Source organism: Enterobacter sp. TMH.L2, assembly GCF_050847315.1.
In the GTDB taxonomy this organism is placed as follows: Bacteria; Pseudomonadota; Gammaproteobacteria; order Enterobacterales; family Enterobacteriaceae; genus Cedecea.
This window is the reverse complement of sequence record NZ_CP193791.1, coordinates 2,725,201-2,751,744: the sequence shown is the minus strand read 5'-3', so window position 1 is coordinate 2,751,744 and position 26,544 is coordinate 2,725,201. Positions and strand designations below refer to the sequence as shown.

Genomic DNA, 26,544 nt, shown 5'->3' with positions numbered 1-26,544 from the left:
AAACCAGCGTTTCGCGAATACCCCTGTTTTCATAACGTTGTATTGATAATTGTTATCATTAACATAAGGGTATCGGCCTTCGGGCGCAGAGAATAATGAGGTGAAGAATGGATGTGCAAACCGGTTCCTTTGATCCCAATGATTTTGCCTGGCAGGGGCTGACCCTGACCCCGGCCGCGAGCGCGCATATCCGCGATCTGGCCGCCAAACAACCCGAGCTTAAAGGCATCCGCCTGAGTATTAAACAGACGGGCTGCGCTGGCTTTGGCTACGTGCTGGACACAGTCACCGAGCCGAAGCCGGACGATCTGGTCTATGAGTTTGACGGCGCGCGCCTGTGGGTGCCGCTCTCCGCCATGCCTTTTATCGACGGCACGGAAGTGGATTACGTGCGTGAAGGCCTGAATCAGATCTTTAAATTTAATAACCCGAAAGCGCAGCACGAATGCGGCTGCGGCGAAAGCTTTGGGGTATAGGCGGTACTATGTCTCGTAATACTGAAGCAACTGACGATGTCAAAACCTGGACCGGCAACCTCAATTATAAAGAGGGCTTTTTCACCGAGCTGCAGACCGAGCAGCTGGCGAAGGGCATAAACGAAGAGGTGGTTCGGGCAATCTCTGCCCGTCGTAACGAGCCCGAATGGATGCTGGAGTTTCGTCTCAACGCCTTCCATGCATGGTTGAAAATGGAAGAGCCGCACTGGCTGAAGGCGAATTACGACAAACTGAATTACCAGGATTACAGCTATTACTCTGCGCCATCCTGCGGGAGCTGCGACGACACCTGTGCGTCCCAGCCCGGCGCGGTTCAGCAGCCGCCAAACGCCTTCCTGACTAACGAAGTCGAAGACGCGTTTAAGCAGCTTGGTGTACCGGTGCGCGAAGGTAGCGAAGTGGCTGTTGACGCCATTTTTGACTCCGTGTCTGTGGCAACCACTTACCGCGAAAAACTCTCCGAGCAGGGCATTATCTTCTGCTCCTTCGGCGAGGCGATTCACGATTACCCGGAACTGGTCAAAAAATACCTGGGTACCGTGGTGCCGTCTAACGATAACTTCTTCGCCGCGCTTAACGCCGCGGTGGCCTCTGACGGCACCTTTATTTACATCCCGAAAGGCGTGCGCTGCCCGATGGAGCTGTCCACCTATTTCCGTATCAACGCGGAAAAAACCGGTCAGTTCGAGCGCACTATTTTAGTGGCGGATGAAGGCAGCTATGTGAGCTACATCGAGGGCTGTTCTGCACCAGTGCGCGACAGCTACCAGCTCCACGCCGCCGTAGTGGAAGTGATTATTCACCGCGATGCGGAAGTGAAGTACTCCACGGTGCAAAACTGGTTCCCGGGGGATAACAACACCGGCGGCATCCTGAACTTCGTCACCAAGCGCGCCCTGTGCGAAGGTGAGAACAGTAAGATGTCCTGGACACAGTCAGAAACTGGCTCTGCCATCACCTGGAAGTACCCGAGCGTGATCCTGCGTGGCGACAACTCCATCGGCGAGTTCTTCTCCGTGGCGCTGACCTCCGGCCATCAGCAGGCGGACACCGGCACCAAAATGATCCACATCGGCAAGAACACCAAATCGACGATCATCTCGAAAGGGATCTCCGCCGGTCATAGCCAGAACAGCTACCGCGGCCTGGTGAAAATCATGCCCACCGCGACCAACGCTCGTAACTTCACCCAGTGCGACTCGATGTTGATCGGGCCGGACAGCGGGGCGCACACCTTCCCGTACGTGGAGTGCCGCAACAACACGGCGCAGCTGGAGCACGAAGCGACCACGTCGCGCATTGGTGAAGATCAGCTGTTCTACTGCCTGCAGCGTGGCATCAGCGAAGATGACGCCATCTCGATGATCGTCAACGGGTTCTGCAAAGACGTGTTCTCAGAGTTACCGCTCGAATTCGCGGTGGAAGCACAAAAATTATTAGCCATCAGCCTCGAACACAGCGTCGGTTAAGGATTAAGGGAAAACTATGTTAAGCATTAAAGATTTACAGGTCAGCGTTGAGGATAAAGAGATCCTGCGTGGCTTAAACCTCGAAGTGAAGCCGGGCGAAGTTCACGCCATCATGGGGCCAAACGGCTCCGGGAAAAGTACCTTATCCGCCACGCTTGCCGGTCGTGAAGACTACGAAGTGACCGGCGGCTCGGTGCAGTTCAACGGCAAAGACCTGCTGGAACTGTCGCCGGAAGACCGCTCCGGCGAAGGTATTTTTATGGCCTTCCAGTACCCGGTGGAAATTCCCGGCGTCAGCAACCAGTTCTTCCTGCAAACCGCGCTGAATGCGGTGCGGGAATACCGGGGCCTCGAGTCGCTGGATCGCTTTGATTTTCAGGATCTGATGGAAGAGAAAATCAAGCTGCTGCAAATGCCGGAAGATTTACTTACCCGCTCGGTGAACGTCGGCTTCTCCGGCGGCGAGAAAAAGCGTAACGACATTCTGCAAATGGCGGTGCTGGAGCCGGAGCTGTGTATTCTCGATGAAACCGACTCCGGGCTGGATATTGATGCCCTGAAGATTGTGGCCGAAGGCGTTAACTCGCTGCGTGACGGCAAGCGTTCATTTATCGTGGTCACCCACTACCAGCGTATCCTCGACTACATCAAGCCGGACTTTGTTCACGTGCTGTATCAGGGGCGCATCGTTAAATCTGGCGATTTCAGCCTGGTGAAACAACTGGAGGAGCAGGGTTATGGCTGGCTTACCGAACAGCAGTAACGGCAACGCGCTCCAGCAGTGGCATCATCTGTTTGAAGCTCAGGGCACGGGCCGCTCGCAGGTGGCCCAGCAGCATATGCAGCAGCTGTTGCGCCTGGGTTTACCGACACGCAAGCATGAAAACTGGAAATACACGCCGCTCGACGGGTTGCTGAATAACCAGTTTGTCTTTGCGCCTCAGTCGCCTTTAAGTGCGCAACAGCGTGACGAGCTTGCCCTGCCTGTAGACGCGCTGCGGCTGGTGTTTGTTGACGGGCGTTTCAGCGCCGAACTGAGCGATGACATCGCCGACAGCGGTTTTGTGATAAGTATCGACGATAACCGCCAGACGCTGCCCGCGCCGGTTCAGGGCGAAGTGTTCCTGCACCTGACGGAAAGCCTGGCGGAGACCGTGACGCATATCCGCGTGGCGCGTAACACGCAGCCTGAAAAAGCGCTGTTGCTGATGCACGTCACGCGCGGCAGCAAGGCGCAGGAGATGGCGACGGCGCATTACCGTCACCACCTGATCCTTGAGCAGGGCGCTCAGGCCACGGTGATGGAGCACTTCGTCAGCCTTGACGAGGCGGCGCATTTCACCGGCGCACGATTTACCGCCGAAGTGGCCGCCAACGCGCAGCTTAGCCACTACAAGCTGGCGTTTGAAAATGCCGCCAGCTACCACTTTGCGCACAACGATCTACTGATTGAGCAGGACTCGGCGGTGAGCAGCCACAGCTTCCTGTTGGGGGCCGCAGTGCTGCGCCACAACACCAGCACGCAGCTTAACGGCGAGAACAACCAGCTGCACATCAACAGTCTGGCGCTGCCGGTAAATAACGAGGTGTGCGACACCCGAACCTGGCTTGAGCACAACAAGGGCTACTGCAACAGCCGCCAGCTGCATAAAACCATCGTGCGTGATAAGGGCCGGGCGGTGTTTAACGGCATGATCAAAGTGGCTCAGCACGCGATTAAAACCGACGGGCAGATGACCAACAATAACCTGTTGCTTGGCCGCCTGGCGGAGGTGGACACCAAGCCACAGCTGGAAATCTACGCCGATGACGTGAAGTGCAGCCATGGCGCAACCATTGGGCGCATTGATGACGAACAGATGTTCTACCTGCGCTCCCGTGGTATCAGCGAACAGGCTGCACAGCAGATGATAATCTTCGCCTTTGCCGCAGAGCTTACCGAAAGTATTCGCGACGAGGCCTTAAAACAGCAGGTGCTGGCACGTATCGCCCGGCGCTTTGCAGGGGGCGAGGCATGAGTTTTTCAATTGAGCAGGTCAGGGCTGATTTCCCGATTCTGAGCCGTGAGGTCAACGGCCAGCCGCTGGCCTATCTGGACAGCGCCGCCAGCGCGCAGAAACCACAGGCGGTGATTGACGCCGAGCTTGAGTTTTATCGCCATGGGTATGCCGCAGTGCACCGTGGCATTCATACTCTGAGCGCAGAAGCAACCACCCTGATGGAAAACGTGCGCAGTCAGGCGGCACGCTTTATCAACGCGGCAAAACCGGAAGAGATTGTCTTTGTGCGTGGCACCACCGAGGGGATAAACCTCGTGGCCAATAGCTGGGGCAGCGCCAACGTCCAGCCCGGGGATAACATCATCATCAGCGCCATGGAACACCACGCTAACATCGTGCCGTGGCAGATGTTGTGTGAGCGTACCGGCGCGGAGCTGCGCGTTATCCCGCTCAACCAGGACGGCACGCTGCAGCTTGATGTCTTCCCGACGCTGATTGACGAGCGCACAAAACTGTTGGCGATTGCCCACGTTTCTAACGTGCTCGGTACCGAAAACCCGGTGAAGGAGATGATCGCTACCGCGCATCAGGCGGGCGTCAAAGTGCTGGTGGATGGCGCACAAGCGGTGATGCACCACGTCACGGATGTGGCGGCGCTGGACTGCGATTTTTATCTTTTCTCCGGGCACAAGATTTACGGGCCAACGGGGATTGGCGTGTTGTATGTGAAAGAAAGCATTCTGCAGGATATGCCGCCATGGGAAGGCGGTGGGTCGATGATTGCTACCGTCAGCCTGACTGCAGGGACGACTTACGCCGCAGCCCCGTGGCGCTTTGAAGCCGGGACGCCAAACACGGCTGGCATTATCGGCCTTGGGGCAGCGTTGAGCTACGTTGAAGGGCTGGGCATGGAGGCGATTGGCGAGTATGAACGCAACCTGATGCGCTATGCTCAACACGCGCTGCAGGCCGTGCCCGATCTCACCGTATACGGCCCGGCAGAGCGCCGTGGTGTGTTGGCGTTTAATCTCGGGAAACATCATGCCTATGACGTCGGCAGCTTCCTCGACAACTACGGCATCGCGGTTCGCACCGGGCACCATTGCGCCATGCCGCTGATGGCGTTCTACAGCGTCCCGGCCATGTGCCGCGCCTCCTTTGCCATGTACAATACCGAACAAGAAGTGGATCGCCTGGTCGCCGGCCTGCAGCGTATCCACAGCCTGTTAGGATAACGGAGACGGTCATGGCCACGCTGCCGGATAAAGACAAACTGCTAAAAAATTTCAGCCGCTGTGCGGACTGGGAAGAGAAGTATCTCTACATTATCGAACTGGGCAGCCGCCTGCCGGAACTGGCGGCGGAGCAACACAAGCCTGAACATATTATTCAGGGCTGCCAGAGCCAGGTATGGATAGTCATGCACCAGCAGCCCGATGGGGTGATTACGCTGGAGGGTGACAGCGATGCCGCTATCGTTAAAGGGCTGATCGCTATCGTATTTATTCTCTATCAGCAAATGACGCCGCAGGATATCGTGGCGTTTGATGTGCGCCCGTGGTTTGAAAAAATGGCGCTCGCACAGCATCTGACGCCGTCCCGCTCTCAGGGGCTGGAAGCGATGATTCGCGCAATTCGCAACCAAGCCACCAATCTCATTTAAGTTAGCTAAACTTAATCATACCTATGGTCCTGTTTTGCGAGGCGGTTTTCTGCCTCGCTTGTCTTTCAGCCTGCTGGCGCTCGCCAGCGCGACTACAGGAATAAAAAGTATGAAATACGCGTCTTTACTCACACTGGCCATTATCGGCGCTCTGAGCGCCATTCAGCCCGCTTTAGCCCTCGATTATCCCTTACCGCCGGAAGGCAGCCGCCTGATTGGCCAAAACCAGACTTATACCGTACAGGCAGGCGATCGTAACCTGCAGGCTATTGCCCGGCGTTTTGACACCGGTGCGATGCTGCTGCTGGAGGCCAATAACACCATTGCGCCAGTGCCTAAACCCGGCACGGTGCTAACCATCCCCAGCCAGCTGCTGCTGCCGGACGTGCCGCGCGAGGGGATTGTGGTGAATCTTGCCGAGCTGCGGCTGTATTACTTCCCGCCAGGACAAAACATTGTGCAGGTTTATCCGATTGGTATTGGTCTGCAGGGGCTGGAGACGCCGCTGATGACCACCAGGATTGGGCAAAAGATCCCCAACCCTACCTGGACACCTACCGCCGGTATTCGCCAGCGCTCCCTGGAAAAAGGGATCAAGCTGCCGCCCGTCGTGCCTGCCGGGCCTAATAACCCGCTGGGGAGATTCGCCATGCGGCTGGCCTACGGCAATGGCGAGTACCTGATCCACGGCACCAGCGCGCCGGACAGTGTGGGGCTGCGCGTCAGCTCCGGTTGTATCAGAATGAATGCCCCCGACATCAAAACCCTGTTTGAGCAAACGAAAACTGGCACGACGGTGCGGGTGATTAACGATCCGGTGAAATTCTCCGTTGAGCCAAACGGCGTTCGCTACGTCGAAGTCCATCGGCCGCTTTCTCAGGATGAGCAGCAGAACACGCAGACTATGCCTTACGTGCTTCCCGCGGGCTTTAGCGAGTTCCGGGCCGGTAGCGGCGTGGAGAAAGCGTTAGTGGAGAAGGCGCTATACAGGCGTGCGGGGTATCCCGTTGTGGTCTCTGCGGGGCAAACACCTGCGGCAACGATGGCGGTGCAGTCGGCGAGGAATGGCGTGGTAAATGCTGAAGAGGCGACTAGCGCGACACAGTAGCCGGCGGGGATAAATGACAGGCAAAAAAAATGGCGCACATTGTGCGCCATTTTATACCAGTGACTCTTACTTACGGTAAGAGTGAGCCTGGTTGTCCAGACGCTGGTTAGCGCGAGCGGCGTCGTCTTTAGCAGCCTGAACGTCAGAACGCACTGCGTTCACGTCGTTGCTCAGCTGATCAACTTTAGCGTTCAGAGTCTGAACGTCAGAAGACAGTTGATCGATTTTAGCGTTAGAAGAACAACCTGCCAGCATAGTAGAAGCCAGGATTACCGCGCCCAGTACCAGTTTAGTACGATTCATTATTAATACCCTCTAGATTGAGTTAATCTCCATGTAGCGTTACAAGTATTACACAAAGTTTTTTGTGATGAGAATAATTTTTTGTCGGGAATACCCCTAAATTTGATCGTTCGCTCAAAGAAGCACCGAACGGAGCCGGAAAGTTAAAAAAAAGAGAGAAAACAGGGGAGTTTCATCGGATTCATCTTAATTAAGAGTAAGCTTAAATAGTAAAATCCGATTTGCATTTTTATTAAGATCTGACTGCAAGTGATATAAAAAAAGCGCCCGAAGGCGCTTTTTTGTTAATTAAACTTGTTAACAAGTCAATTACAGAACATGGACCGAGGCGGTGTTAGTGGTGCCGCTTGGGACCAGCGCACCAGAAACCATCACCACGATGTCGCCTTTACGAGCCAGGCCGCTTTCCAGCGCCACTTCTTTACCCAGGCGGTAGAAGTCGTCGGTGGAGGCAATTTCTTTCACCATCTGGGTGACAACGCCTTTGCTCAGCACCAGCTGACGCGCGGTTACTTCGTTGGTGGTCAGCGCCAGAATAGTCGCGTTCGGGAAGTATTTACGCACGGCTTTAGCGGATTTACCGCCCTGGGTGGCAACCACGATCAGCGGTGCTTCCAGTTTTTCTGCGGTTTCAACGGCGCCACGGCAAACGGCTTCGGTGATGCGCAGTTTACGGCTGTCGTTGCTGTTGTCCAGGCGGCTGGTCATTACGCGGTCGGTACGCTCGCAGATAGTTGCCATGATGGTCACAGCTTCCAGCGGGTATTTACCTTTTGCAGACTCACCGGACAGCATCACTGCGTCGGTGCCGTCGATGATGGCGTTAGCAACGTCACCGGCTTCTGCGCGGGTAGGGCGCGGGTTTTTGATCATGGAGTCGAGCATCTGGGTTGCGGTAATCACCACTTTACGTGCACGAACGCATTTCTCGATCATCATCTTCTGCGCGAAGATAACTTCTTCCACCGGGATTTCAACGCCCAGGTCGCCACGAGCAACCATGATGCCGTCAGATGCTTCGAGGATTTCGTCGAAGTTGTTCAGGCCTTCCTGGTTTTCGATCTTGGAGATGATCTGGATCCTCTCGCCGCCGTGGGCTTTCAGGTGCTCACGAATTTCAACCACGTCAGAACGCTTACGGATGAAGGAGGCTGCCACGAAGTCAACGCCCTGTTCGCAGCCGAAGATCAGATCCTGTTTGTCTTTCTCAGCCAGCGCTGGCAGCGCGATGGACACGCCCGGCAGGTTAACGCCTTTGTTCTCACCGAGGTCGCCGTTGTTCAGCACTTTACAGATAACTTTGTTGCCTTCGATGGCGGTGACTTCCATGCCGATCAGGCCATCGTCCACCAGAACGGTGTTGCCCACGGTCAGGTCATTGGTGAAGCCTTCGTAGGTCACTGCGACGATTTCGCTGTTACCAACCACGGATTTGTCGGTGGTGAAGGTAAAGGTCTGGCCTGCTTTCAGGGAGACGTCGTTACCGCCTTCCAGCTTGATGGTACGGATTTCTGGCCCTTTGGTGTCCAGCAGGATAGCGGCTTTTTTACCTGTTTTAGCAACGACGTTGCGCAGGTTTTTGATGCGCTGGCCGTGTTCTGCATAGTCACCGTGGGAGAAGTTCAGACGCATAACGTTCATGCCCGCGTCGAGCATTTTAGACAGCATCTCTTCGGATTCGGTTTTTGGACCGATGGTGCAAACGATTTTAGTCTTTTTCATGACAGTCTTATCTATAAGTTGAGGAGGAATGTTGAAATCGTGTTCCGGGAGACCGGGCTGCCGGAGCTTAAAAGAATACTGTGGTGTTGAAAGTGGCACCTGGTAAGGATAGGTGACAGAAATAAAGCGTGCAGAGGAAAGTGTGCTTGTGGTTCAGCAGGGGAAAGCGTTAGACGATGTTGTTGTATAAAAAAGGAGTCCAATGAGCTGAAACCATTCAAGTTAAGAACGGGCGTAGTATAGATAAATCTGGCTGGAAAAGGAATCAAAACCGTTGATTCAGCGACGGAGTGCACAGTTTTACAGCGAGTTGTTATCAGGGCGTTGCCAGATGTTTGAGCGTTTTCAGAGATGATGAAAATAAAAAGAAATGGTGCGTTCAATTGGACTCGAACCAACGACCCCCACCATGTCAAGGTGGTGCTCTAACCAACTGAGCTATGAACGCATTTAATACGATTTATAAAACGATAACAGACTGAATTGATTATTGTTTTATCTTCTTTGGTGAGAAGTGACAACATTATGACGGGCAATCGGGATGTTGACAAGCCCCGTAGAAACTGTCCGGTGAATGTTTGAGCTTTTTATGCTTGTTCTGGCTGGCATTTCAATCTGGCTGCTGATAAAACCGTTTCTTCTCCGACAGTCAGAGGCATTTTTATGATAACCATTCTTGGCGCAGGTGTAGCGGGGCCGCTGCTGGCGTACATGTTGCACCGCCAGGGTATTGCGGTCTGTATTTTCGAGGCTGATGCTTCTCTCGATTCACGCCATCAGGGTGGCATGCTCAATCTGAACGAAGGCACGGGTAAACCTGCACTTCGAGCGGCGGGATTGTATGAAGCCGCAATGGCTCTGGTGTTGGAGGGGGCGGATGCAACTCTGATGCGTGATAAAAACGGCCATATCTTGTATCAGGATGAAGGTGATGGCTCCCGCCCGGAAGTCGACCGCGGCGCGTTGCGCAAACTAGTGATAGAGGCGTTGCCCAAGGGGATCATTCGTTGGAACAGTCGGGTAAGGTCCGTCGAACGACAGGGCACAGGCTTTCTTCTCCGGCTAGAGAACGGCAGTACGCATGTTTGTGATGCCCTGATAGGCGCCGATGGTGCGTGGTCGAAAGTCAGGCCTTTGTTAACGGGACAGCAACCGCTTTATTCCGGAATAACCTTTGTTGAGCTGCGTTACCCGAACGTAAGCCAGCAATATCCTGCGGTGAAAGCGCTGATGGGCAAGGGGTCGTTGTTTGCTCTGAGCGAAGGCCGGGGCATCATGGCTCACTGTGAACCGGGAGACGAGGTTTCAGCCTATGCCGCCATACCCGTACCGGAAGCGCAATCGCGCAGAACCTTTACTCGTGATGAATTGGCTGAACACTTCCGTGACTGGGGCGAATGCTACCGCGAGATGTTAGTGCAAAGTGAGGGGCCGATGGTTGCCAGGCCAATCTATGTGTTACCTACCGCGGAGTTCTGGAAGGCAGCGGGAAATGTGACCCTGATTGGTGATGCCGCGCATGTTATGTCACCTTTTGCCGGGGAGGGCGTGAATCTGGCGATGGCGGATGCCGTCGATCTCGCCTATGCCATCATTTCCCAGCCTTCCAGCATGGAGGGTGCTTTTAAGGTATATCAGGAGGCAATGGCTGCACGAACCGTTCGTTTTCAGCAGGAGTCTGCCGCGAATTTTGCCATGGGGTTTGCGGCTGATGCGCCGCGGGAACTGCTGGGGTTATTCACCGGGTTAGGAGCGCAGGATTAGGTCCTGTAATTCCCAAATCCTTTCATCGGGATGTTGTTAATGGTCCATATGCTTCACCAGGCTGTCGATAAACAACCTCACTTTGGCTGCCAGATGTTTCCGATTAGGGTACACCACGTTCACGCTCAATGGTGTGCCGCCTAATTCAGGCAGTACGGGCACCAGTGTGCCCTCTGCGACATCCCGGGCAACGAGAAAAGCTGGCAGGAAAGCGATGCCTAAGCCTGCAACAGCGGCGGCGCAAATAGCCTCTCCGCTGTCGAAGCGGATCCTGCTGTGCCCTTCAACCAACACGCTCTCATTGCTGGCCGTGAACAGCGTCCAGTTTGTCGTTTGAGGGCTCAGGCCGTAAATCAGCCGCTGGTGAAGGCGAAGATCTTCTGGCGAACCTGGTATACCTGAACTGGCCAGGTAGTCTGGGGAAGCAAACAGATGAGGGCGAATGCGCTGCACGGTTCGTGCAATAAGCTGCGAATCTTTCGGTAAATCACCCAGTCGGAGGCTGAGATCGAACCCCTCCGCGACGAGGTCCACCACGCGGTCGGTGAAATTGACTTCAATATCCAGTCTCGGGTAGGCCGCCATGAAGTGCTTCAGAAAAGGCAGAAGCACTACTTTGCCCCACGTTTCCGGGACGCTGAGCCGAAGCACTCCGCCGGGGCTGGAAAAATTCTGCCGGACACTCGCCTCTGCTTCTTCAATATCCTGCAAAATCTGTGCGCAGCGTTCATAAAAACCGTAGCCATCGCGGGTCAGGGCGACGCTTCTCGTCGTACGATGAAATAGCCGCGTTTCCAGCTGTGCTTCAAGGCGTGCAATCGCTTTTCCTGCGGCGGAACGGGTTAAGCCCAGCGCCTTTCCTCCGGCGACAAAGCTCCCGCTTTCCACGATAGCCACGAAAACTCGCAGGCTGCCGAGATCGAGGTCTGAATGGCTTTTAGTGCCTGTGCGGAGTGACATTGGCGAACCTCTTTCGTCAAATCATTAAGCATAATCTTTTTTGTTTAATCACAGTAGACAATGGAGAAATAAATGCTTCCTGATAACGCACAGGCAGCCCTTATGGGCTGGATAAAAGCCGCCGGGCCGGTTGTGAAGAAGGTATATGGCCAGTCTGATGCTGACTGGAAAGCAGTTCGGGCTGACTATGTGAAGCAGCTGGATGAGTTGTTCCCTGCCGTGGAGGGCGTAACCTTTGCCGATGCCAGCCTGGGCGGTATTGGTGCGATGTTGGTCACGCCTGAGGAAGTCACTGAGGATCGGGTGATGATTTATATTCATGGCGGAGGCTATGTTCACGGTGGGGTCGAAGCTTATCGGGGATTAACTGGGCGTTATGCTCGCGCCTTGAAGGCTAAAGTATATGCGGTAGATTATCGTCAGGCGCCTGAGTTTCCTTTCCCGACGCCAATTGATGATGTCTTTCAGGCCTACCGAGCCTTGCTTGAGCAGGGTACAAACCCGCGCTCGCTGATGATTTCGGGGGATTCTGCCGGTGGGGCGATGGTTGTCACGCTGATGCGTAAAGCGCGCGGTGCTGGCCTGGCATTACCCGCCGCCGCAGTAGCTATTTCACCGTGGGCTAACTTAACGCATAGCGGCGCATCTGCAACGGTGCGGGATGGGCTGGACCCTTTATGCAGTGTAGCTTTCCTGAACCAACTGGCCCGAAGTTTCCTTGCCGGAGTGCTGCCCACACATCCGGATGCTTCTCCGGTTTTTGCCGATGTACAAGGCCTTTCTCCCACGCTGATACAGGTTGGTGAAAACGAGGTGATGCTGAGCGACGCCATTCGCCTTGCATCCCACATGAGTGAGAGCCGGGTTCGTACCACTCTAGAAGTTTGGCCGGAAATGTTTCACGTCTGGCATTTGTTTGCCGGGATATTGCCGGAGGCGGACCAGGCGCTACGAAACGCGATAAGATTCTTCGAAGATGCGCTAAACCCGGTCAACATCGGGTGAGATAAAAATGATTCATCTGCAGGCGCGAGAATTGCGAGCCTTTAAATAATGGGGAGAGACAGTCGTGTCAGACAGAGAAATTATTATGCCGCCTTCCATGCAAGTACTTGCTGAACGGGCGGGATATGCACCTGCGGTGGTGGTAGGTAACACGGTTTATTGTGCCGGGCAGGTTGGGCGCACGCCTGATTTACAGGTGATAGCTGACCCAAGGGCGCAGTTTATGGCCTGCTGGGAAAACCTGCGTCTGGTCCTTCAGGCCGCGGGCTGCAACTTTGAAGACGTTGTGGAAATGACTACTTATCACGTAGACATGAAAGAACACATGGCTGTTTTTCGGGAGGTGAAAGACGAACTGTTTCCGCGGGGACACTGTGCCTGGACCTGCGTCGGCGTGTCTGAACTGGCTCGCCCGGGGCTGCTGGTGGAAGTGAAATGTATTGCCGTGAGAAGAACGGCGTAACATAAAAAAACCGGCTGAGTAAGCCGGTTTTTTATCAGATTTTGCAGGCGTCGCCGCAGTCGTCATCGGCCACAACGGCCTTAGCTTTTTTGTCTGCGTCTTCCTGGCGCTCGGCGTTGCGCACTTCGGCTTCATCTAATCCGGAAAACACCAGATTATTGAGATCGATTTCCATAAGTTACCTGTCGTGGTTTAGTGAATGACTCGCTTTATGATATGCAACCTTTCGGGTTTTCGCATCCCCAAACACCGGCGGACGCTCAAAACGCTAAAAATGACGTTTTCATGCGCTACGGGCTTGCGTGTAAAAAAGAAATTTGGAATTTATCAGCTTGAAGAAAAGCGGGTTAAAGAAGGGAACTGCTTTAGCAAATATGGTGCGTCCGAGTGGACTCGAACCACCGACCCCCACCATGTCAAGGTGGTGCTCTAACCAACTGAGCTACGGACGCACTGATATATTTGAAAATGGTGCGTTCAATTGGACTCGAACCAACGACCCCCACCATGTCAAGGTGGTGCTCTAACCAACTGAGCTATGAACGCATTGTTGTCTTGGCGACAGCGGGGACGAATATTAGCGATACACCTCGGGGCTTGCAAGGGAAAACTCGCAATTTTATTCCAGATTTCACACGATTGCCGAGCATCTGCGCAGAATGGAGAGAAAGTAGCCGCGGATGCGGCTACTGTTGTTTAATTAACGCGCGGCGCGCTGCAGGATTGTGACGGAAGGCTGACGCTGCAGCCAACGCATACGCAACATCATCATGATCGCGGCGGAAGTCAGGCCGATAATAAAGCCGATCCAGAACCCGGCCGGGCCCATCGGTTCGACGACCCAGTCGGTTAGCCCCAGAATATAGCCGGCTGGCAGCCCCAGCACCCAGTACGCGATGAACGTAATAAAGAAGATCGAGCGGGTATCTTTGTAGCCACGCAGAACGCCGCTGCCAATCACCTGGATTGAGTCGGATATCTGGTAAATGGCCGCCAGCAGCATCAGATGCGCCGCCAGCGCGACAACTGCCGGATTGTCGTTGTACAGCAGAGCAATGTGCTCCCGGAAAATAACGGTAAACAACGCGGTGCACATCGCCAGGCAAATGGCCACGCCAACCCCGGTGCGGGCGGCGATTTGTGCATCCAGGGTTGAGCCCTGCCCAAGACGGAAACCGACGCGAATAGTCACCGCGGCCCCTAAAGAGAGCGGCAGCACAAACATCAGCGAGCTGAAGTTGAGGGCAATCTGGTGCCCGGCAACGTCGGTGATACCCAGCGGGGAAACCAGCAGGGCGACAACGGCAAACAGCGTAACTTCGAAGAACAACGCCAGGGCAATCGGCAGTCCGAGCTGGCTCAGGCGCTTGACCACCGCCCAGTCCGGCTTGCTGAAACCTTCCGGGTTTTTGATGTCGCGCATCGAACGCGCTTTTTTGATGTAAGACAGCATGCTGAAGAACATCACCCAGTATACCGCCGCCGTTGCCACGCCGCAGCCCACGCCGCCCAGTTCGGGCATGCCGAAATGGCCATAAATGAAGACGTAGTTGACCGGAATATTGACCAGCAGGCCGATAAAGCCCATCACCATACCTGGCTTGGTTTTGGCCAGGCCTTCGCACTGGTTACGTCCTACCTGGAAGAACAGGTAACCTGGCGCACCCCAGAGCAGCGCTCGGAGATAGCGAACGGCTTTATCCGCCAGTTCAGGATCGATATTGTGCATAGCGTGAATGATGTGGCCCGCGTTCCACAACACCACCATCACCAGCACGGAAACCATGCCAGCCAGCCAGAACCCCTGGCGAACCTGGTGCGCAATGCGGTCACGTCGCGCCGAACCGTTGAGTTGCGCAACGGTTGGCGTTAAGGCCAATAGTAGCCCGTGGCCGAACAGAATGGCGGGCAGCCAGATGGAGGTGCCGATCGCCACGGCGGCCATGTCGGTGGCGCTGTAGCCACCGGCCATCACGGTATCGACGAATCCCATTGCAGTTTGAGCGACCTGCGCGATGATGACAGGTATCGCCAGGGCAAGGAGCTGGCGAGCTTCGGTGAGGTACTTCTGCATGATTACACCTGATTATTTTTATATGTATGAGAGACTAAAAAAGCCGCCAAAACAGGCAGCAAGAAGATGAACTGGGGAAATAACCAGTCTATTGTAGCGGGAGTTTATTTATACGCCAGTCAAAAATAGAGCCAGCGCACGCCCCGCACTGGCAAGCTGATTTTCCAACTGCTAAAGTGCGAAAATGTCTGTTAATGGCGGTAGCGTTACCGTCTGCGAATTGCCAGGAGTTTTTAGATGTTTACAGGTATTGTGCAGGGCACGGCGACCCTGATTTCCATCGATGAGAAACCGAATTTCCGCACCCACGTTATTGATATGCCGACTGAAATGCTGCCAGACCTCGAAACCGGGGCTTCGGTGGCGCATAACGGCTGCTGCCTGACGGTAACCGAAATCAACGGCAATCACGTTAGCTTTGATTTGATGAAAGAGACGTTGCGCATCACCAACCTCGGTGAGCTAAGCGTGGGCGACAGCGTGAACGTTGAGCGTGCTGCCAAATTTAATGACGAAATCGGCGGACATTTAATGTCGGGTCATATTATGACCACGGCCGAAATTTCAAAAATTCTGACCTCAGAAAATAACCGCCAAATCTGGTTTAAGATCCAGGATAAGACCCTGATGAAATATATCCTTTATAAAGGTTATGTGGGCATCGACGGGATTAGCCTGACGGTGGGCGAGGTGACCGCCACGCGTTTTTGCGTGCATCTGATCCCTGAAACACTGGAGCGCACTACGCTTGGTGCTAAAAAACTGGGGCAGCGCGTGAACATTGAAATTGACCCGCAGACCCAGGCAATTGTCGACACCGTTGAACGCGTGCTGGCTAGCCGTGAAGCGGCAATAGCAGCGGCGATTCCCGCTAGCGAATAAACATTCTTTAGCCATAAAAAACGGGGCCAGCTGGCCCCGTTTCTCGTTCTTAACCAGGATTAATCTTCTTCGTTAAACCCGTTTTCGACTGCAGTTTTCATAAACCACTCGCCGCTTTTCTTAATTGTGCGCTGCTGGGTATTAAGATCCAGCGACACAAAGCCATAGCGGTTTTTGTAGGCGTTGCACCATGACCAGTTATCGATAAATGTCCACATGTGGTAACCAAGGCAGTTGCTGCCCTCGCTGATGCCCTTATGCAGCCACTTCAGGTGGTCACGAACGAAATCAATCCGGTAATCATCGTTGATTTGGCCGTTGTCGATAAAGCGCTGTTCGTTTTCGACGCCCATGCCGTTTTCTGAAATATAGCAGGCCGGGTTGCCGTAATTTTCACGCAGATTGGTGAGAATATCGTAGATCCCGCGCTCGTAGATTTCCCAGCCACGATAAGGGTTCATTTTGCGACCCGGCATTTCGTAGGACTCAAAGAACCACTCCGGCATAAACGGACTTTCCGGGTTAACCAGCGTGTCGCGACACTTAATGCGGCGCGGCTGGTAGTAGTTAATCCCCAGTAAGTCTACGACGCCCGCAGCGAGCAGGGCTCTGTCCTCAGGCTGACAGGCCGGAAGTTTATCGTGCTCTTTCAGGAACGCGACCAGCTCAGCAGGATATTCACCGCGCAGTGCCGGGTCCAGGAAACTGCGGTTAAACATCAGGTCGGCCAGGTTGGCGGCCTTTACGTCAGCCGGGTTTTGCGAACGAGGGTAAGATGGCGTCAGGTTGAGAATGATGCCAATCTGGCCGTCATCGCTGCGGGCATGGTAAGCCTTGACCGCTTTAGCGTGGGCAAGCATGGTGTGGTAAGCGACGGTCACCGCGCGGTTGAAATCCACCACGTTAGGGTAGTGGTAGTCATAGAGGTAGCCGCATTCAACCGGAACAACCGGCTCGTTGAAGGTAAACCAGTGCTTCACGCGATCGCCGAAAAGCTCGAAACAGGTATTGGCGTAGGCGGCATAGGCATCAACCACTTCACGGCTTTCCCAGCCGCCTTTTTCCTGCATCACCATGGGCATATCAAAGTGGTACAGGTTGATAAATGGCTTAATGCCCTGAGCCAACAGTTCGTCAATCACCTGGTTATAGAACTCAACCGCCAGCGGATTGACTTCACCCGTGCCCTCGGGAATCAGACGAGCCCAGGAAATGGAGGTGCGGAAAGTATTGTGATTGAGCTTTTTCAGCAGGGCGATGTCTTGCTTCCAGCGCTGATAAAAAGTTGAGGTGTTTTGTGGCCCGACGCCGTGGTGGAAACGGTTAGGCTGCTCGGCGAACCATCGGTCCCAGATGGTTTCAGATTTGCCAAAGTTCAGCGCTTCGCCCTCGGTTTGTGGGCCGGAGGCTGCGCTGCCCCACCAGAAATGCTCAGGAAATGCGTATTTCATCGTTGTCCTCACGGTCTGACCTGCCATCTCCGACAGGCAATCATTGATACGGCTAATGCCCAGATTGTCTGTGATTGATGAAACCGGTTTCCATCCCAGGAAATGATATCTGTTAAGCAGATCAAGCCGCTAAGCGCAGGCAGGGCTAAACCTGTGAGGTTAATCACATTGGTGCGCAAAGAGAGACAATTGCAAAGAAGAAAACCCGGCATTCACCGGGTCTGTTTTAACGGGGTACGCGCAGGCCGTGCTCAATGCCCCGGCTGAAAACAACCTGCCAGAGCTGAATGTCGCGCGCCCGGAAAGCGCCGGCGCAGGCATTCAGGTAGTAGCTAAACATCCTTTTAAAGCGCTCAGAATAGTTGCCTTCGATTTCTGACCAGGTTGCCAGAAAACGCTCGTGCCAGGCCATCAGCGTTTTGTCATAGTCGGCGCCGAAGTTGTGCCAGTCTTCCATCACAAAATGCGGTTCGCTGGCGTCGGCAATCTGCCGCACCGACGGCAGGCAGCCATTAGGGAAAATGTACTTATTGATCCACGGATCGACATTATTGTCGGTCTTTTTAGAACCTATTGTGTGTAGCAGGAAAATGCCGTCCGGCTTGAGGTTGCGGTCGGCAACGTCAAAGTAGGTGGCATAATTTTTAGGCCCGACGTGCTCAAACATGCCGACGGAAACAATGCGGTCAAATTGTTCGTTCAGGTCGCGGTAGTCCTGTAAAAGGATGGTGACATCCAGGCCTTTGCAACGCGCCTGCGCCATTTTTTGCTGTTCTGCTGAGATAGTCACACCAAAGACGGATACGCCATAGTTGCGTGCTGCAAACTCGGCCAGACCGCCCCAGCCGCAGCCGATATCCAGCAGCTTCATACCGGGTTTCAGCTGCAGTTTTTCGCAGATCATTTTGAGCTTGGCATCCTGAGCGTCGCTGAGATTTGTCGCGTCTTTCCAGTAACCGCAGGAGTATTGCATGTGCTTGTCCAGCATCCGGCTGAACAGATCGTTGCCAAGATCGTAATGCTCTTTCCCGACTATCCATGCGCGTTTTTTAGACTGCAGGTTAACCAGTCTTGCCGCCGCAATGCGCAGGGTATCTTTGAAATGGTGGGGGAGTTGGTTTTCCAGCCCGGCACGCAGGACTTTAGTGAAAAAGATATCCAGCCGTTCGCATTCCCACCAGCCGTCCATATAGCTTTCGCCAAGGCCGAGAGAACCTTCCTGCAGAACGCGTTTAAAAAAGTTCGGGTTTTTGACCTGAATATCAAAGGGGTTTGGGCCGTTGAGGGTGATACCTGCCCGGCTCAGCATTTCATTTGCGATACGATACCATTCGTTATCTCGTACGCTCACTTCTTCTATACACGATGAACTCATAGCTTCTCCATCACCTTGTTGTGATCAGAACCTTAAAACAGCGTAGACGCTATTCCCGGCTTGTGAGAACTCTCACGGAAAATTCCGCGTGCCTGATATCCGACGTAGAACAGAGAAAGGAGGGATTCTCCCTTACTGAAAGGCCATCCATGGAAAAACGGAAGCGCTCCGGCTTCCGCAAAATAAAATTGATAAGGCTTATCGTAGAACCGCAATTACTATAAGCCCGTTTAATTGAGGGTTCAATGGAATATTGTTAGCAAGCTAATCACACAACATTCACATTATCATGCAGGTTACTGTGCGCGGGACAGCTCGCTGTGGCCCTTGTTGGGTGCTTTGCGTTGGGCCGCGTGTTGCAGGGCATAGCCCAGACCAGCAAGCAGGACTGTCGCCAGCATCACGCTGGTGGTGGTCAGCAGCGGCGTAGTGACCAGCCAGGAAACCATTAAGCTTGCCAGGAAGCAAAGCCCAAGCTGCAGGGTGTTTTGCAGGGCAGCGGCTTTCCCGGTTGCCTGCGGGAAAGGCAGCAGAGCCGAGGACACCACGATAGGGTAGATGGCGCCGTTCGCCGCGGCCATCACGCAGAACGGAATAAGCAGCAGCGTCAGATCAGCATGGCCGCTCACCGCCACGCCCCAGGTGGCGACCACGCTCAGGGTATACAGAGCCAGCAGCCACGGAAGTAGCTGTTTGCCACTCCACTTTTGCAGCGCGCTGCGGCAGCCATAGCCACCAACCAGGAAAGCGACAGTCTGCGGCATGTAGCTCAGGCCAATCGCCGCGGGGCTGTAGCCCATCTCATTCAGAATAAATGGCGAGCCGGTAAGCCAGGCGAAAAAGCTGGCGGAACAGGCGGCGTAAATCAGCACGTTGCCACCGTAAACGCGGGAACGTAATAAAGAGAAGAAGCTGACTTTATTGTTTTCGGTTTGCCCGTGGTGCTGAATCCGGGGCTTGAGGCGCAACGTGGGGATCATCAGCAGCAAAGCGACGGCGAACAGCACGGCAAAAATAGCCTGCCATTCAAAATGGTTCAGCAGCCAGCTGCCCAGCAGCGGGGCCAGCGCCGGAGAAAGCCCGACCAGCGGCATGATGGTGGCAAAAATGCGGCCAGCGCGGTTGGCGGGATAATAATCAGTCACCAGGGCCTGCCAGCTAACGGCGGCTGAGCAAACGCCCACGGCCTGAACAAAGCGAAGCACCAGCAGCGTGGTGGCATCCTGCACCCAAAGCATTCCGATACAGCCGACGGCAAACATGGCCAGGCCAATCAACAGCACAGGTTTACGCCCGAAGCGGTCGGAAAGCGGGCCCCAGATTAGCTGGGCAAAAGCAAAGCCGGCGAGGAACAGGCTCAGGCTGGCACTCACGGCGGAGGCGGTGGTACCCAGATCTTGTTGAATGGCGGCAAAGGCGGGCAGGTACATGTCGGTGGCCAGGAAACCCAGCACGCTCAGCCCCGCAAGCCAGATAAGAAATCCCTTTGATGGTTGCATGTTTCACTCTTGATTTTGATAGCAGGTTAACGGGGCAGGAGTCTACGGAGTGCAAAACCGCTTGTGAAACGCTAATATTTGCAAATTGCATTCAAATTTTTTGCAGGCAGAAATATGTGGTCTGAATATTCGCTGGAAGTGGTTGATGCCGTGGCGCGAAACGGCAGCTTTAGCGGTGCAGCCCAGGAGCTTCATCGCGTGCCTTCTGCCATTAGCTACACGGTGCGTCAGCTTGAAGAGTGGCTGGCCGTGCCGCTGTTTGAACGGCGTCATCGGGACGTTGAGCTGACCGCCGCCGGGGCGTTTTTTCTCAAAGAAGGTCGGTCTGTTATCAAAAAAATGATGGCAACGCGCCAGCAGTGCCAGCAGATAGCCAACGGCTGGCGTGGGCACCTGTCCATTGCGGTAGACAATATCGTTAAACCTGAGCGTACTCGCCAGCTGGTGCTGGATTTTTATCGTCATTTCCCGGATATCGAGTTAAGGGTTTCCCAGGAAGTGTTCAACGGCGTGTGGGATGCGCTTGCCGACGGGCGAGTTGAGGCGGCGATTGGCGCCACGCAGGCTATCCCGGTCGGGGGGCGTTACGCATTTCGGGACATGGGGGCGCTAAGCTGGCGCTGCGTGGTTTCCGCTGACCATCCGCTTGCGAAACGGGAAGGTATTATTCTGGATGATGACATCCGTCCCTGGCCATCCCTTGTGCTGGAAGACACATCCCGTTCGTTACCCAAGCGCATTACCTGGCTGCTGGACAACCAACGCCGCGTGGTGGTGCCGGACTGGGCGTCGGGGGCGGATTGCCTGACGGCGGGATTATGCATTGGTATGGTGCCGACGCACATTGCCCAGCCGTGGCTCGTCAGGGGCGACTGGAAAGAGCTGATGCTGGAGAATCCATTCCCGGACGCGGCCTGCTGCTTAACCTGGCGGCAGGACGATGCTTCGCCCGCTTTGAGCTGGCTGCTGGACTATTTGGGTGACAGTGAGACGATGAATCAGGAGTGGCTGCAGGAGCCGGGTAACACATTCCCGGCCCCCGAAGAGGCTTAGCGGCGGTAATCGCGGAACGGACCGTCGGCCACCGAGCGGCGTTCAATCAGACGAGGATGGACTTCAATCGTCTGCGACTCTTCGCGCTTATTAATGATGCGGTCGAGCAGCATGTTAAACGCCGTTTCGCCCAGGCGCTCTTTCGGCTGGTGGATTGTGGTCAGCGCCGGAGAGAAATAGCGGGCGTTGCGCACGTTGTCATAGCCGATGATAGAAATGTCCTGCGGCACGCGCAGCCCCATTTCGTCTGCGGCGCAAATTGCACCCATCGCCATAATATCGCCGCCGCAGAAAACGGCGGTAGGGCGATGCGGCTGGTTAAGCAGTTGCTGCATGGCGCGATAACCAGACTCTGGTTCGAAATCACCCTGAACCACCCAGTTATCTGGCACTTTGATATTGGCTTCTTCAAGTGCCTTCAGGAACCCTGCATGGCGGCCGCCGCCGGTATTTCGCTCCAGCTGACCCGGAATAGCACCGATATCGCGATGGCCACGTTCAATCAGGTAGCGGCCCGCAAGGTAGCCGCCGTGGAAGGCATTATCGACCACGGAATCGGTAAAGTCCGCACGAGCTTCGCCCCAGTCCATCACCACCATCGGAATATGGCGGTACTCTTCCAGGGTTGAAAGCAGCGTCTCAGGGTATTCGGAACACATGACCAGCAGCCCATCCACGCGTTTTTGCGCCATCATGGACAGGTATGCACGCTGCTTTTCAAAGTTGTTGTGCGCGTTGCCCAGAATCAGGGTGTAGCCCTTGGCGAAACAGCTGTTCTCAACGGATTCAATAATTTCCGCAAAATAAGGGGCTTCGCTTGAGGTAGCAAGCAGGCCGATGGATTTGGTGTGGTTGACCTTCAGGCTGCGAGCCACGGCGCTAGGCGAATAGTGCAGCTCTTTGATGGCTGCCCAGACGGCGTTGCGTGTCTCTTCCGCCACAAAACGGGTCTTGTTAATGACATGTGACACAGTGGTAGTGGAAACGTTTGCGCGCTTCGCTACGTCCTTAATCGTTGCCATTAGATGTCACTCCAGACCATATCGTAAACTCCTGATAACTCATGTGTTAAACGTTTGCCTTCGCTAACTCCTGGGGCAACACGTTGGTTCCAGGCCTGTCGGGGATGCGACATACAGCGGGAGGAGGGCGTTGCCGGGCGATACGCGGTAAATTAGCGAAGGATTTTGGCTTATCCCGGGGCAAAGTGGAAGAGGGAAAACCGATATCTGTGCAAATCCAGCAGGATTTTTATCGCTAATTGTGGGAAAATCACCCCACATACACTTTGTAGGGAAATAAAAGGAGCTTACGATGAGTACCGATCTGAAGTTTTCCGTGGTGACTACGGTTATCGTACTGAGTCTGATTGTTGCCGGGGCGCTAACCGCCGTCCTGCACTGATTTACAAAGGGCCGCTTTCGCGGCCCTTCTCGTATATAGAAGAAAAGCGTTGCTTCCCTCCTTCGTGGTTAACCGCTAAAAATCAGCCTGCCAGGTTTTGCGCAACAAATTCCCAGTTGACCAGCGCCCAGAAGTGGTCGAGATAAACCGGGCGAGCGTTGCGATAATCGATGTAGTAAGCATGTTCCCATACGTCCACGGTCAGCAGCGGTTTTGCTCCGGTTGTTAATGGGGTACCTGCGTTAGAGGTCGAGACGATAGCCAGGCTGCCGTCGCTATTTTTCACCAGCCATGTCCAGCCGGAGCCGAAGTTTTTGATGGCCGCTTCGGTGAACTGCTTTTTAAAGGCTTCCACGCTGCCAAAAGCGTGGTTGATGGCTGCCAGCACGTCACCGGTCGGCTCCCCGCCGGCATTCGGCGCCAGGCAGTGCCAGTAGAACGTATGGTTCCAGACCTGGGCCGCGTTATTGAAGATCCCGCCGTCAGATCCTGTCACGATCTCTTCCAGCGTTTTACCTTCAAACGGGCTGCCTTTGATCAGATTATTCAGGTTAGTGACGTAGGTCTGGTGGTGTTTGCCGTAATGGTATTCGAGGGTTTCGGCTGAGATATGCGGTGCCAGCGCATCTTTGGCATAGGGCAGGGCGGGTAGTTCGAACGACATGGCTTCACTCCTTGTTATTTTGCTTCACAATATAGCTACATTTTGTGTGGTCATAAGGTTAGCAAATTACGAGAGTGCAAAAAAGCGCAATGAAACAACAAAATAAAACAGCCCGTGCCGGGCTGTTAATATTTTAATCAGTCTGATTAGCCCGAAAGGGCGCGATAAGATTAACGAATAGTTTTTGGCGTCATGACCCGGCGGGCGCCCACGTAATGGCGCTGCCAGTAATCTTCGCTCAGGGAGGTGATCTGAATATCGCGGCCGCTGCGCGGGGACTGAATAAACTTCCCGTTGCCAACGTAGACGCCAACGTGATCGGCGGTGCCACGGCCCTGGGTACGGAAGAACACCAGGTCACCGCTTTCCAGTTCGCCGCGGTCAACGGAGGAGGCATCGCGCAGGTGATACATTTCGTTGGCGGTGCGTGGAATACGGATATTCACCAGATCTTTATAAGCGTAATAAATCAGCCCGCTGCAGTCGAAACCTGTGCGTGGGGAAGTACCTCCCCAGCGATACGGTTTTCCAATTTGCCCCATCAGCTTGTTCATGGCCGTTTTTTGCGCTTTCTGCACGCGCACTTTATGCGCCTGCGCTATGGTCAGATTTTTTTCCGACTTCACCTTAACGCACTGCTTTTTATGCCCTTTACGATGAGTGCATTTTTCAGTGTACGCAACGGAGGCTGAGGCTGGCTGTAGGGCTAATTTCTGCGAGGTTTTTTTGCTGCTAGTTTTAGCGAGGGTGCTGCTTTTGCCTGAGGTGGTGTGTTTTGCCACTTTGGCTTTCGCCGGTGAGGTTGTTTTTTTACCGGACTTCTTTGTGGAGGCTGTGCTGACCTTCGGTTTTGCTTTTTCTTTGCCCTTGTTGCTTTTACTGGTTGTTGTCTTGGCCGGATGGCCTTTTTGTGCAACAGGATGGCGGGCGTGCTCGGACGCCTGCGCCAAAGGTGTATAGGGCAAAGCAAATAGCAGAGCACATAGCGTGATAGAGATTTTATTTATCCGCGCCACTCGTCAATCCCCTGATAAATGAAGACACGATGCTAACCATCATGCCTGCGTATGATTTTTGCGAAACCCGACGATTCTAATGCATAAAAGCCGATAATGTTAATAGGCAAATACTATTTAACGGTCAAAAGTGGAAGCTATAGCTAAAAAATTAGCCATTCCAGGGTGTTATCCGCTGTTTAATTGATCTTGAATGAAGCAAATTGCTCATTTTCGCGCGCTGTAAAAGTGTTATTCTTAAGGTATGTTTGCGCGCCAGGCGGGGGAAAGAGAAACCCTGATAAAAATGGTGTTTTCTGCCCGGGGCGCAACTGGCTACAATGGCAGGCTATTGCCGTATCAAGGTTTGAGGAAGCATGACAATGAGCACTATTGAAAAAATTCAACGCCAGATCGCTGAGAACCCGATTCTTCTCTATATGAAAGGTTCCCCGAAGCTGCCGAGCTGCGGCTTCTCCGCTCAGGCCGTTCAGGCGCTGTCCGCCTGCGGCGAGCGTTTCGCCTATGTGGATATTCTGCAGAACCCGGACATTCGTGCTGAGCTGCCAAAATACGCTAACTGGCCAACGTTCCCGCAGCTGTGGGTGGACGGTGAGCTGGTCGGCGGCTGCGACATCATCATCGAGATGTACCAGCGCGGCGAACTGCAGGCGCTGATTAAAGAGACCGCAGAGAAGCATAAATCTGAAGAGCCAGGCGCAGAATAATTTCGCCAGCCAGTAAAAAAGCGACCCTCAGGTCGCTTTTTTTATGCTTCAGATTCCGGTTCGTCGGCCAGCGGCAGCGGCCAGCCGCCGAGGCGCTTCCAGCGGTTGACGATTTCGCAGAACAGCAGGGCGGTTTGCTCGGTGTCGTACAGGGCGGAGTGGGCCTGCGAGCTGTCAAACTTCTGGCCTGCGGCGATGCAGGCTTTGGCCAGCACTGTTTGCCCCAGCACCAGGCCGCTCAGGGCCGCGGTATCAAACGTCACAAACGGGTGGAACGGGTTGCGTTTCAAAGAGGCTCGCTCTGCCGCCACCATCATAAAGCTGTGGTCGAACGTGGCGTTGTGCGCCACCATAATCGCCCGGCTGCAGCCGCTGTCTTTAATGCCTTTTCGCACGGTTTTGAAAATCGCGTGCAGGGCATCGTATTCGCTGACGGCACCACGCAGGGGATTATGCGGGTCAATACCGTTGAACGCCAGGGCTTCAGGCTGCAGGTTCGCGCCCTCAAACGGATCGACATGGAAGTGCAGCGTTTCGTCGGGGGATAACCAGCCGTCTTCATCCATCTTCAGGGTAACGGCGGCGATTTCCAGTAACGCATCGGTTTTAGCGTTAAAACCTGCGGTTTCAACGTCGATAACTACCGGATAAAAACCACGAAAACGGTCGCACAGGCCATGCAATTGCGTGTTGTCTGACATCAGCTTCTCTTAATACGGGGAAAATGCAGCGCGCATTATGGCAAATTTCGGGGAGTGTTGCAGTAAAGGCCGCACAACGTGCGCCTTCAGGGTATGGATAACTCCCCAATAATAGGAGAGGCGGCCCGAAGTCATTATGAAATAAACCAGAAAAATCAATTCATTGATTTTCATCTGTTAACCACAAAGAGGGAAAAAACACGCTTTTTCCCTCTTTAGTTAGTAACCATCAGGGCGCACAACACGCCCCTTGTTTGACGCTAATCGCCTGAAAATCAGTTACCCAGGCCTTTGCCCGCGTGCTTCTCTTCGATCAGCTCGATTTTGTAACCGTCCGGATCTTCAACAAAAGCGATAACGGTGGTGCCGCCTTTTACCGGGCCGGCTTCACGGGTCACGTTGCCGCCGTTATTGCGAATGCGTTCGCAGGCGTCTGCGGCGTTATCCACGCTCAGCGCGATGTGGCCGTAAGCGGTGCCCAGCTCATAGCTGTCCACGCCCCAGTTATAGGTCAGTTCGATAACCGCCGTGTCGCTTTCATCGCCATAGCCGACAAACGCGAGAGAGTATTTGTACTCGGTGTTTTCGCTGGTACGCAGCAGTTTCATGCCCAGCACTTTGGTATAAAACTCGATGGAGCGTTGCAGGTCGCCAACGCGCAGCATGGTATGAAGTAGACGCATAAAATCCTCGTCGAATGAGACAGTTATTTCTGGAGTCGTTGAGTATAGCGGCGTTTGCGCGCCGCTATCAATGAAAGGTAC

27 protein-coding genes and 3 tRNA genes are annotated in these 26,544 nt (G+C 54.3%); 14 read left to right on the top strand and 16 right to left on the bottom strand.

Features of this window, described 5'->3' with window-relative positions; all coding sequences use genetic code 11:
* Positions 1–107: 107 nt before the first annotated feature.
* The 7 genes from sufA (at position 108) to ldtE (ending at position 6,737) form a co-directional block, all read left to right on the top strand.
* Positions 108–476 carry a Fe-S cluster assembly scaffold SufA gene (gene sufA, locus ACREYP_RS13180; protein ID WP_039292468.1) on the top strand — a complete coding sequence of 123 codons (369 nt, stop codon included), beginning with the start codon at positions 108–110 and terminating at the stop codon, positions 474–476.
* Between the two features lie 8 nt (positions 477–484).
* Entirely contained in the window at positions 485–1,966 is a 1,482-nt protein-coding gene (gene sufB / locus ACREYP_RS13175; protein ID WP_008456512.1) for a Fe-S cluster assembly protein SufB, read from the top strand.
* Between the two features lie 16 nt (positions 1,967–1,982).
* Entirely contained in the window at positions 1,983–2,729 is a 747-nt protein-coding gene (gene sufC, locus ACREYP_RS13170; protein ID WP_008456510.1) for a Fe-S cluster assembly ATPase SufC, read from the top strand.
* Positions 2,704–3,984: a Fe-S cluster assembly protein SufD gene (gene sufD / locus ACREYP_RS13165; RefSeq protein ID WP_336817680.1), complete on the top strand. Its 1,281-nt coding sequence runs from the start codon at positions 2,704–2,706 to the stop codon at positions 3,982–3,984. Before sufC ends, sufD begins: the two co-directional genes overlap by 26 nt.
* A complete protein-coding gene (gene sufS / locus ACREYP_RS13160; RefSeq protein ID WP_336817679.1) occupies positions 3,981–5,201 on the top strand; it encodes a cysteine desulfurase SufS in 1,221 nt (406 codons plus the stop codon). Before sufD ends, sufS begins: the two co-directional genes overlap by 4 nt.
* A gap of 11 nt (positions 5,202–5,212) precedes the next feature.
* Positions 5,213–5,629 (top strand): cysteine desulfuration protein SufE, encoded by a 417-nt coding sequence (sufE, locus tag ACREYP_RS13155; RefSeq protein WP_336817678.1) that lies wholly within the window; start codon positions 5,213–5,215, stop codon positions 5,627–5,629.
* Positions 5,630–5,738: 109 nt separating this feature from the next.
* Positions 5,739–6,737 carry a L,D-transpeptidase LdtE gene (gene ldtE, locus ACREYP_RS13150; RefSeq protein WP_336817677.1) on the top strand — a complete coding sequence of 333 codons (999 nt, stop codon included), beginning with the start codon at positions 5,739–5,741 and terminating at the stop codon, positions 6,735–6,737.
* Between the two features lie 66 nt (positions 6,738–6,803).
* Here the strand turns inward: ldtE and ACREYP_RS13145 are convergent, their stop codons facing one another.
* The 3 genes from ACREYP_RS13145 to ACREYP_RS13135 form a co-directional block, all read right to left on the bottom strand.
* Positions 6,804–7,040, bottom strand: coding sequence for a major outer membrane lipoprotein (locus ACREYP_RS13145; protein ID WP_008456504.1), 237 nt, complete (start codon positions 7,038–7,040; stop codon positions 6,804–6,806).
* Between the two features lie 309 nt (positions 7,041–7,349).
* Entirely contained in the window at positions 7,350–8,762 is a 1,413-nt protein-coding gene (pykF, locus tag ACREYP_RS13140) for a pyruvate kinase PykF (RefSeq protein ID WP_008456501.1), read from the bottom strand.
* Positions 8,763–9,133: 371 nt separating this feature from the next.
* Positions 9,134–9,210 (bottom strand) — tRNA-Val (locus ACREYP_RS13135).
* 215 nt (positions 9,211–9,425) lie between these two features.
* Between ACREYP_RS13135 and ACREYP_RS13130 the strand changes: the two genes are divergently transcribed.
* The gene (locus tag ACREYP_RS13130; RefSeq protein WP_336817676.1) at positions 9,426–10,526 is read left to right on the top strand and encodes an FAD-dependent oxidoreductase; all 1,101 of its coding nucleotides are present in this window, start codon (positions 9,426–9,428) and stop codon (positions 10,524–10,526) included.
* Between the two features lie 36 nt (positions 10,527–10,562).
* On the opposite strand, the gene ACREYP_RS13125 is transcribed toward ACREYP_RS13130, so the two are convergent.
* Complete coding sequence (locus ACREYP_RS13125) at positions 10,563–11,486, bottom strand: LysR family transcriptional regulator (RefSeq protein ID WP_336817675.1); 924 nt, start codon at positions 11,484–11,486, stop codon at positions 10,563–10,565.
* A gap of 72 nt (positions 11,487–11,558) precedes the next feature.
* Between ACREYP_RS13125 and ACREYP_RS13120 the strand changes: the two genes are divergently transcribed.
* Positions 11,559–12,491, top strand: a complete 933-nt coding sequence (locus ACREYP_RS13120) for an alpha/beta hydrolase fold domain-containing protein (RefSeq protein WP_336817674.1) — start codon at positions 11,559–11,561, stop codon at positions 12,489–12,491.
* Between the two features lie 64 nt (positions 12,492–12,555).
* Positions 12,556–12,954 carry a RidA family protein gene (locus tag ACREYP_RS13115; RefSeq protein WP_336708101.1) on the top strand — a complete coding sequence of 133 codons (399 nt, stop codon included), beginning with the start codon at positions 12,556–12,558 and terminating at the stop codon, positions 12,952–12,954.
* 34 nt (positions 12,955–12,988) lie between these two features.
* Here the strand turns inward: ACREYP_RS13115 and ACREYP_RS13110 are convergent, their stop codons facing one another.
* The 4 genes from ACREYP_RS13110 to mdtK form a co-directional block, all read right to left on the bottom strand.
* Positions 12,989–13,129, bottom strand: coding sequence for a hypothetical protein (locus ACREYP_RS13110; RefSeq protein ID WP_336817673.1), 141 nt, complete (start codon positions 13,127–13,129; stop codon positions 12,989–12,991).
* A gap of 200 nt (positions 13,130–13,329) precedes the next feature.
* Positions 13,330–13,406, bottom strand: a tRNA-Val gene (locus tag ACREYP_RS13105).
* 17 nt (positions 13,407–13,423) lie between these two features.
* Positions 13,424–13,500, bottom strand: a tRNA-Val gene (locus ACREYP_RS13100).
* Between the two features lie 154 nt (positions 13,501–13,654).
* Positions 13,655–15,028 carry an MdtK family multidrug efflux MATE transporter gene (mdtK, locus tag ACREYP_RS13095; RefSeq protein ID WP_166874765.1) on the bottom strand — a complete coding sequence of 458 codons (1,374 nt, stop codon included), beginning with the start codon at positions 15,026–15,028 and terminating at the stop codon, positions 13,655–13,657.
* Between the two features lie 237 nt (positions 15,029–15,265).
* On the opposite strand from mdtK, the gene ACREYP_RS13090 reads away from it, so the two are divergent.
* On the top strand, positions 15,266–15,910 hold the full coding sequence (locus ACREYP_RS13090; RefSeq protein ID WP_336817672.1) for a riboflavin synthase subunit alpha: 645 nt from the start codon (positions 15,266–15,268) through the stop codon (positions 15,908–15,910).
* Between the two features lie 59 nt (positions 15,911–15,969).
* On the opposite strand, the gene ACREYP_RS13085 is transcribed toward ACREYP_RS13090, so the two are convergent.
* From ACREYP_RS13085 to punC, 3 genes are all read right to left on the bottom strand, one after another.
* Positions 15,970–17,361, bottom strand: coding sequence for a glycoside hydrolase family 1 protein (locus tag ACREYP_RS13085; RefSeq protein ID WP_008456482.1), 1,392 nt, complete (start codon positions 17,359–17,361; stop codon positions 15,970–15,972).
* Between the two features lie 226 nt (positions 17,362–17,587).
* Positions 17,588–18,736, bottom strand: a complete 1,149-nt coding sequence (gene cfa / locus ACREYP_RS13080; RefSeq protein WP_166874760.1) for a cyclopropane fatty acyl phospholipid synthase — start codon at positions 18,734–18,736, stop codon at positions 17,588–17,590.
* Between the two features lie 296 nt (positions 18,737–19,032).
* The gene (gene punC / locus ACREYP_RS13075; RefSeq protein WP_336817671.1) at positions 19,033–20,235 is read right to left on the bottom strand and encodes a purine nucleoside transporter PunC; all 1,203 of its coding nucleotides are present in this window, start codon (positions 20,233–20,235) and stop codon (positions 19,033–19,035) included.
* Between the two features lie 114 nt (positions 20,236–20,349).
* Between punC and punR the strand changes: the two genes are divergently transcribed.
* Entirely contained in the window at positions 20,350–21,288 is a 939-nt protein-coding gene (gene punR, locus ACREYP_RS13070; RefSeq protein ID WP_336817670.1) for a DNA-binding transcriptional activator PunR, read from the top strand.
* Here punR and purR read toward each other — a convergent pair.
* Entirely contained in the window at positions 21,285–22,310 is a 1,026-nt protein-coding gene (gene purR, locus ACREYP_RS13065; protein WP_008456478.1) for an HTH-type transcriptional repressor PurR, read from the bottom strand. The genes punR and purR overlap by 4 nt on opposite strands.
* Before the next feature lie 292 nt (positions 22,311–22,602).
* Between purR and cydH the strand changes: the two genes are divergently transcribed.
* Positions 22,603–22,692 carry a cytochrome bd-I oxidase subunit CydH gene (cydH, locus tag ACREYP_RS13060; protein ID WP_008456477.1) on the top strand — a complete coding sequence of 30 codons (90 nt, stop codon included), beginning with the start codon at positions 22,603–22,605 and terminating at the stop codon, positions 22,690–22,692.
* An 82-nt stretch (positions 22,693–22,774) separates the two neighbouring features.
* On the opposite strand, the gene sodB is transcribed toward cydH, so the two are convergent.
* Together sodB and ACREYP_RS13050 are read right to left on the bottom strand one after the other, a co-directional pair.
* Positions 22,775–23,356: a superoxide dismutase [Fe] gene (gene sodB, locus ACREYP_RS13055; protein ID WP_008456476.1), complete on the bottom strand. Its 582-nt coding sequence runs from the start codon at positions 23,354–23,356 to the stop codon at positions 22,775–22,777.
* Between the two features lie 170 nt (positions 23,357–23,526).
* Positions 23,527–24,372 carry a C40 family peptidase gene (locus ACREYP_RS13050; RefSeq protein ID WP_336817669.1) on the bottom strand — a complete coding sequence of 282 codons (846 nt, stop codon included), beginning with the start codon at positions 24,370–24,372 and terminating at the stop codon, positions 23,527–23,529.
* A gap of 362 nt (positions 24,373–24,734) precedes the next feature.
* Here ACREYP_RS13050 and ACREYP_RS13045 point away from each other — a divergent pair, with 362 nt between their 5' ends.
* Positions 24,735–25,079: a Grx4 family monothiol glutaredoxin gene (locus tag ACREYP_RS13045; RefSeq protein WP_008456474.1), complete on the top strand. Its 345-nt coding sequence runs from the start codon at positions 24,735–24,737 to the stop codon at positions 25,077–25,079.
* 41 nt (positions 25,080–25,120) lie between these two features.
* On the opposite strand, the gene rnt is transcribed toward ACREYP_RS13045, so the two are convergent.
* Entirely contained in the window at positions 25,121–25,780 is a 660-nt protein-coding gene (gene rnt, locus ACREYP_RS13040) for a ribonuclease T (protein ID WP_498880903.1), read from the bottom strand.
* 275 nt (positions 25,781–26,055) lie between these two features.
* Entirely contained in the window at positions 26,056–26,463 is a 408-nt protein-coding gene (gloA, locus tag ACREYP_RS13035) for a lactoylglutathione lyase (RefSeq protein ID WP_039292495.1), read from the bottom strand.
* Positions 26,464–26,544 lie beyond the last annotated feature (81 nt).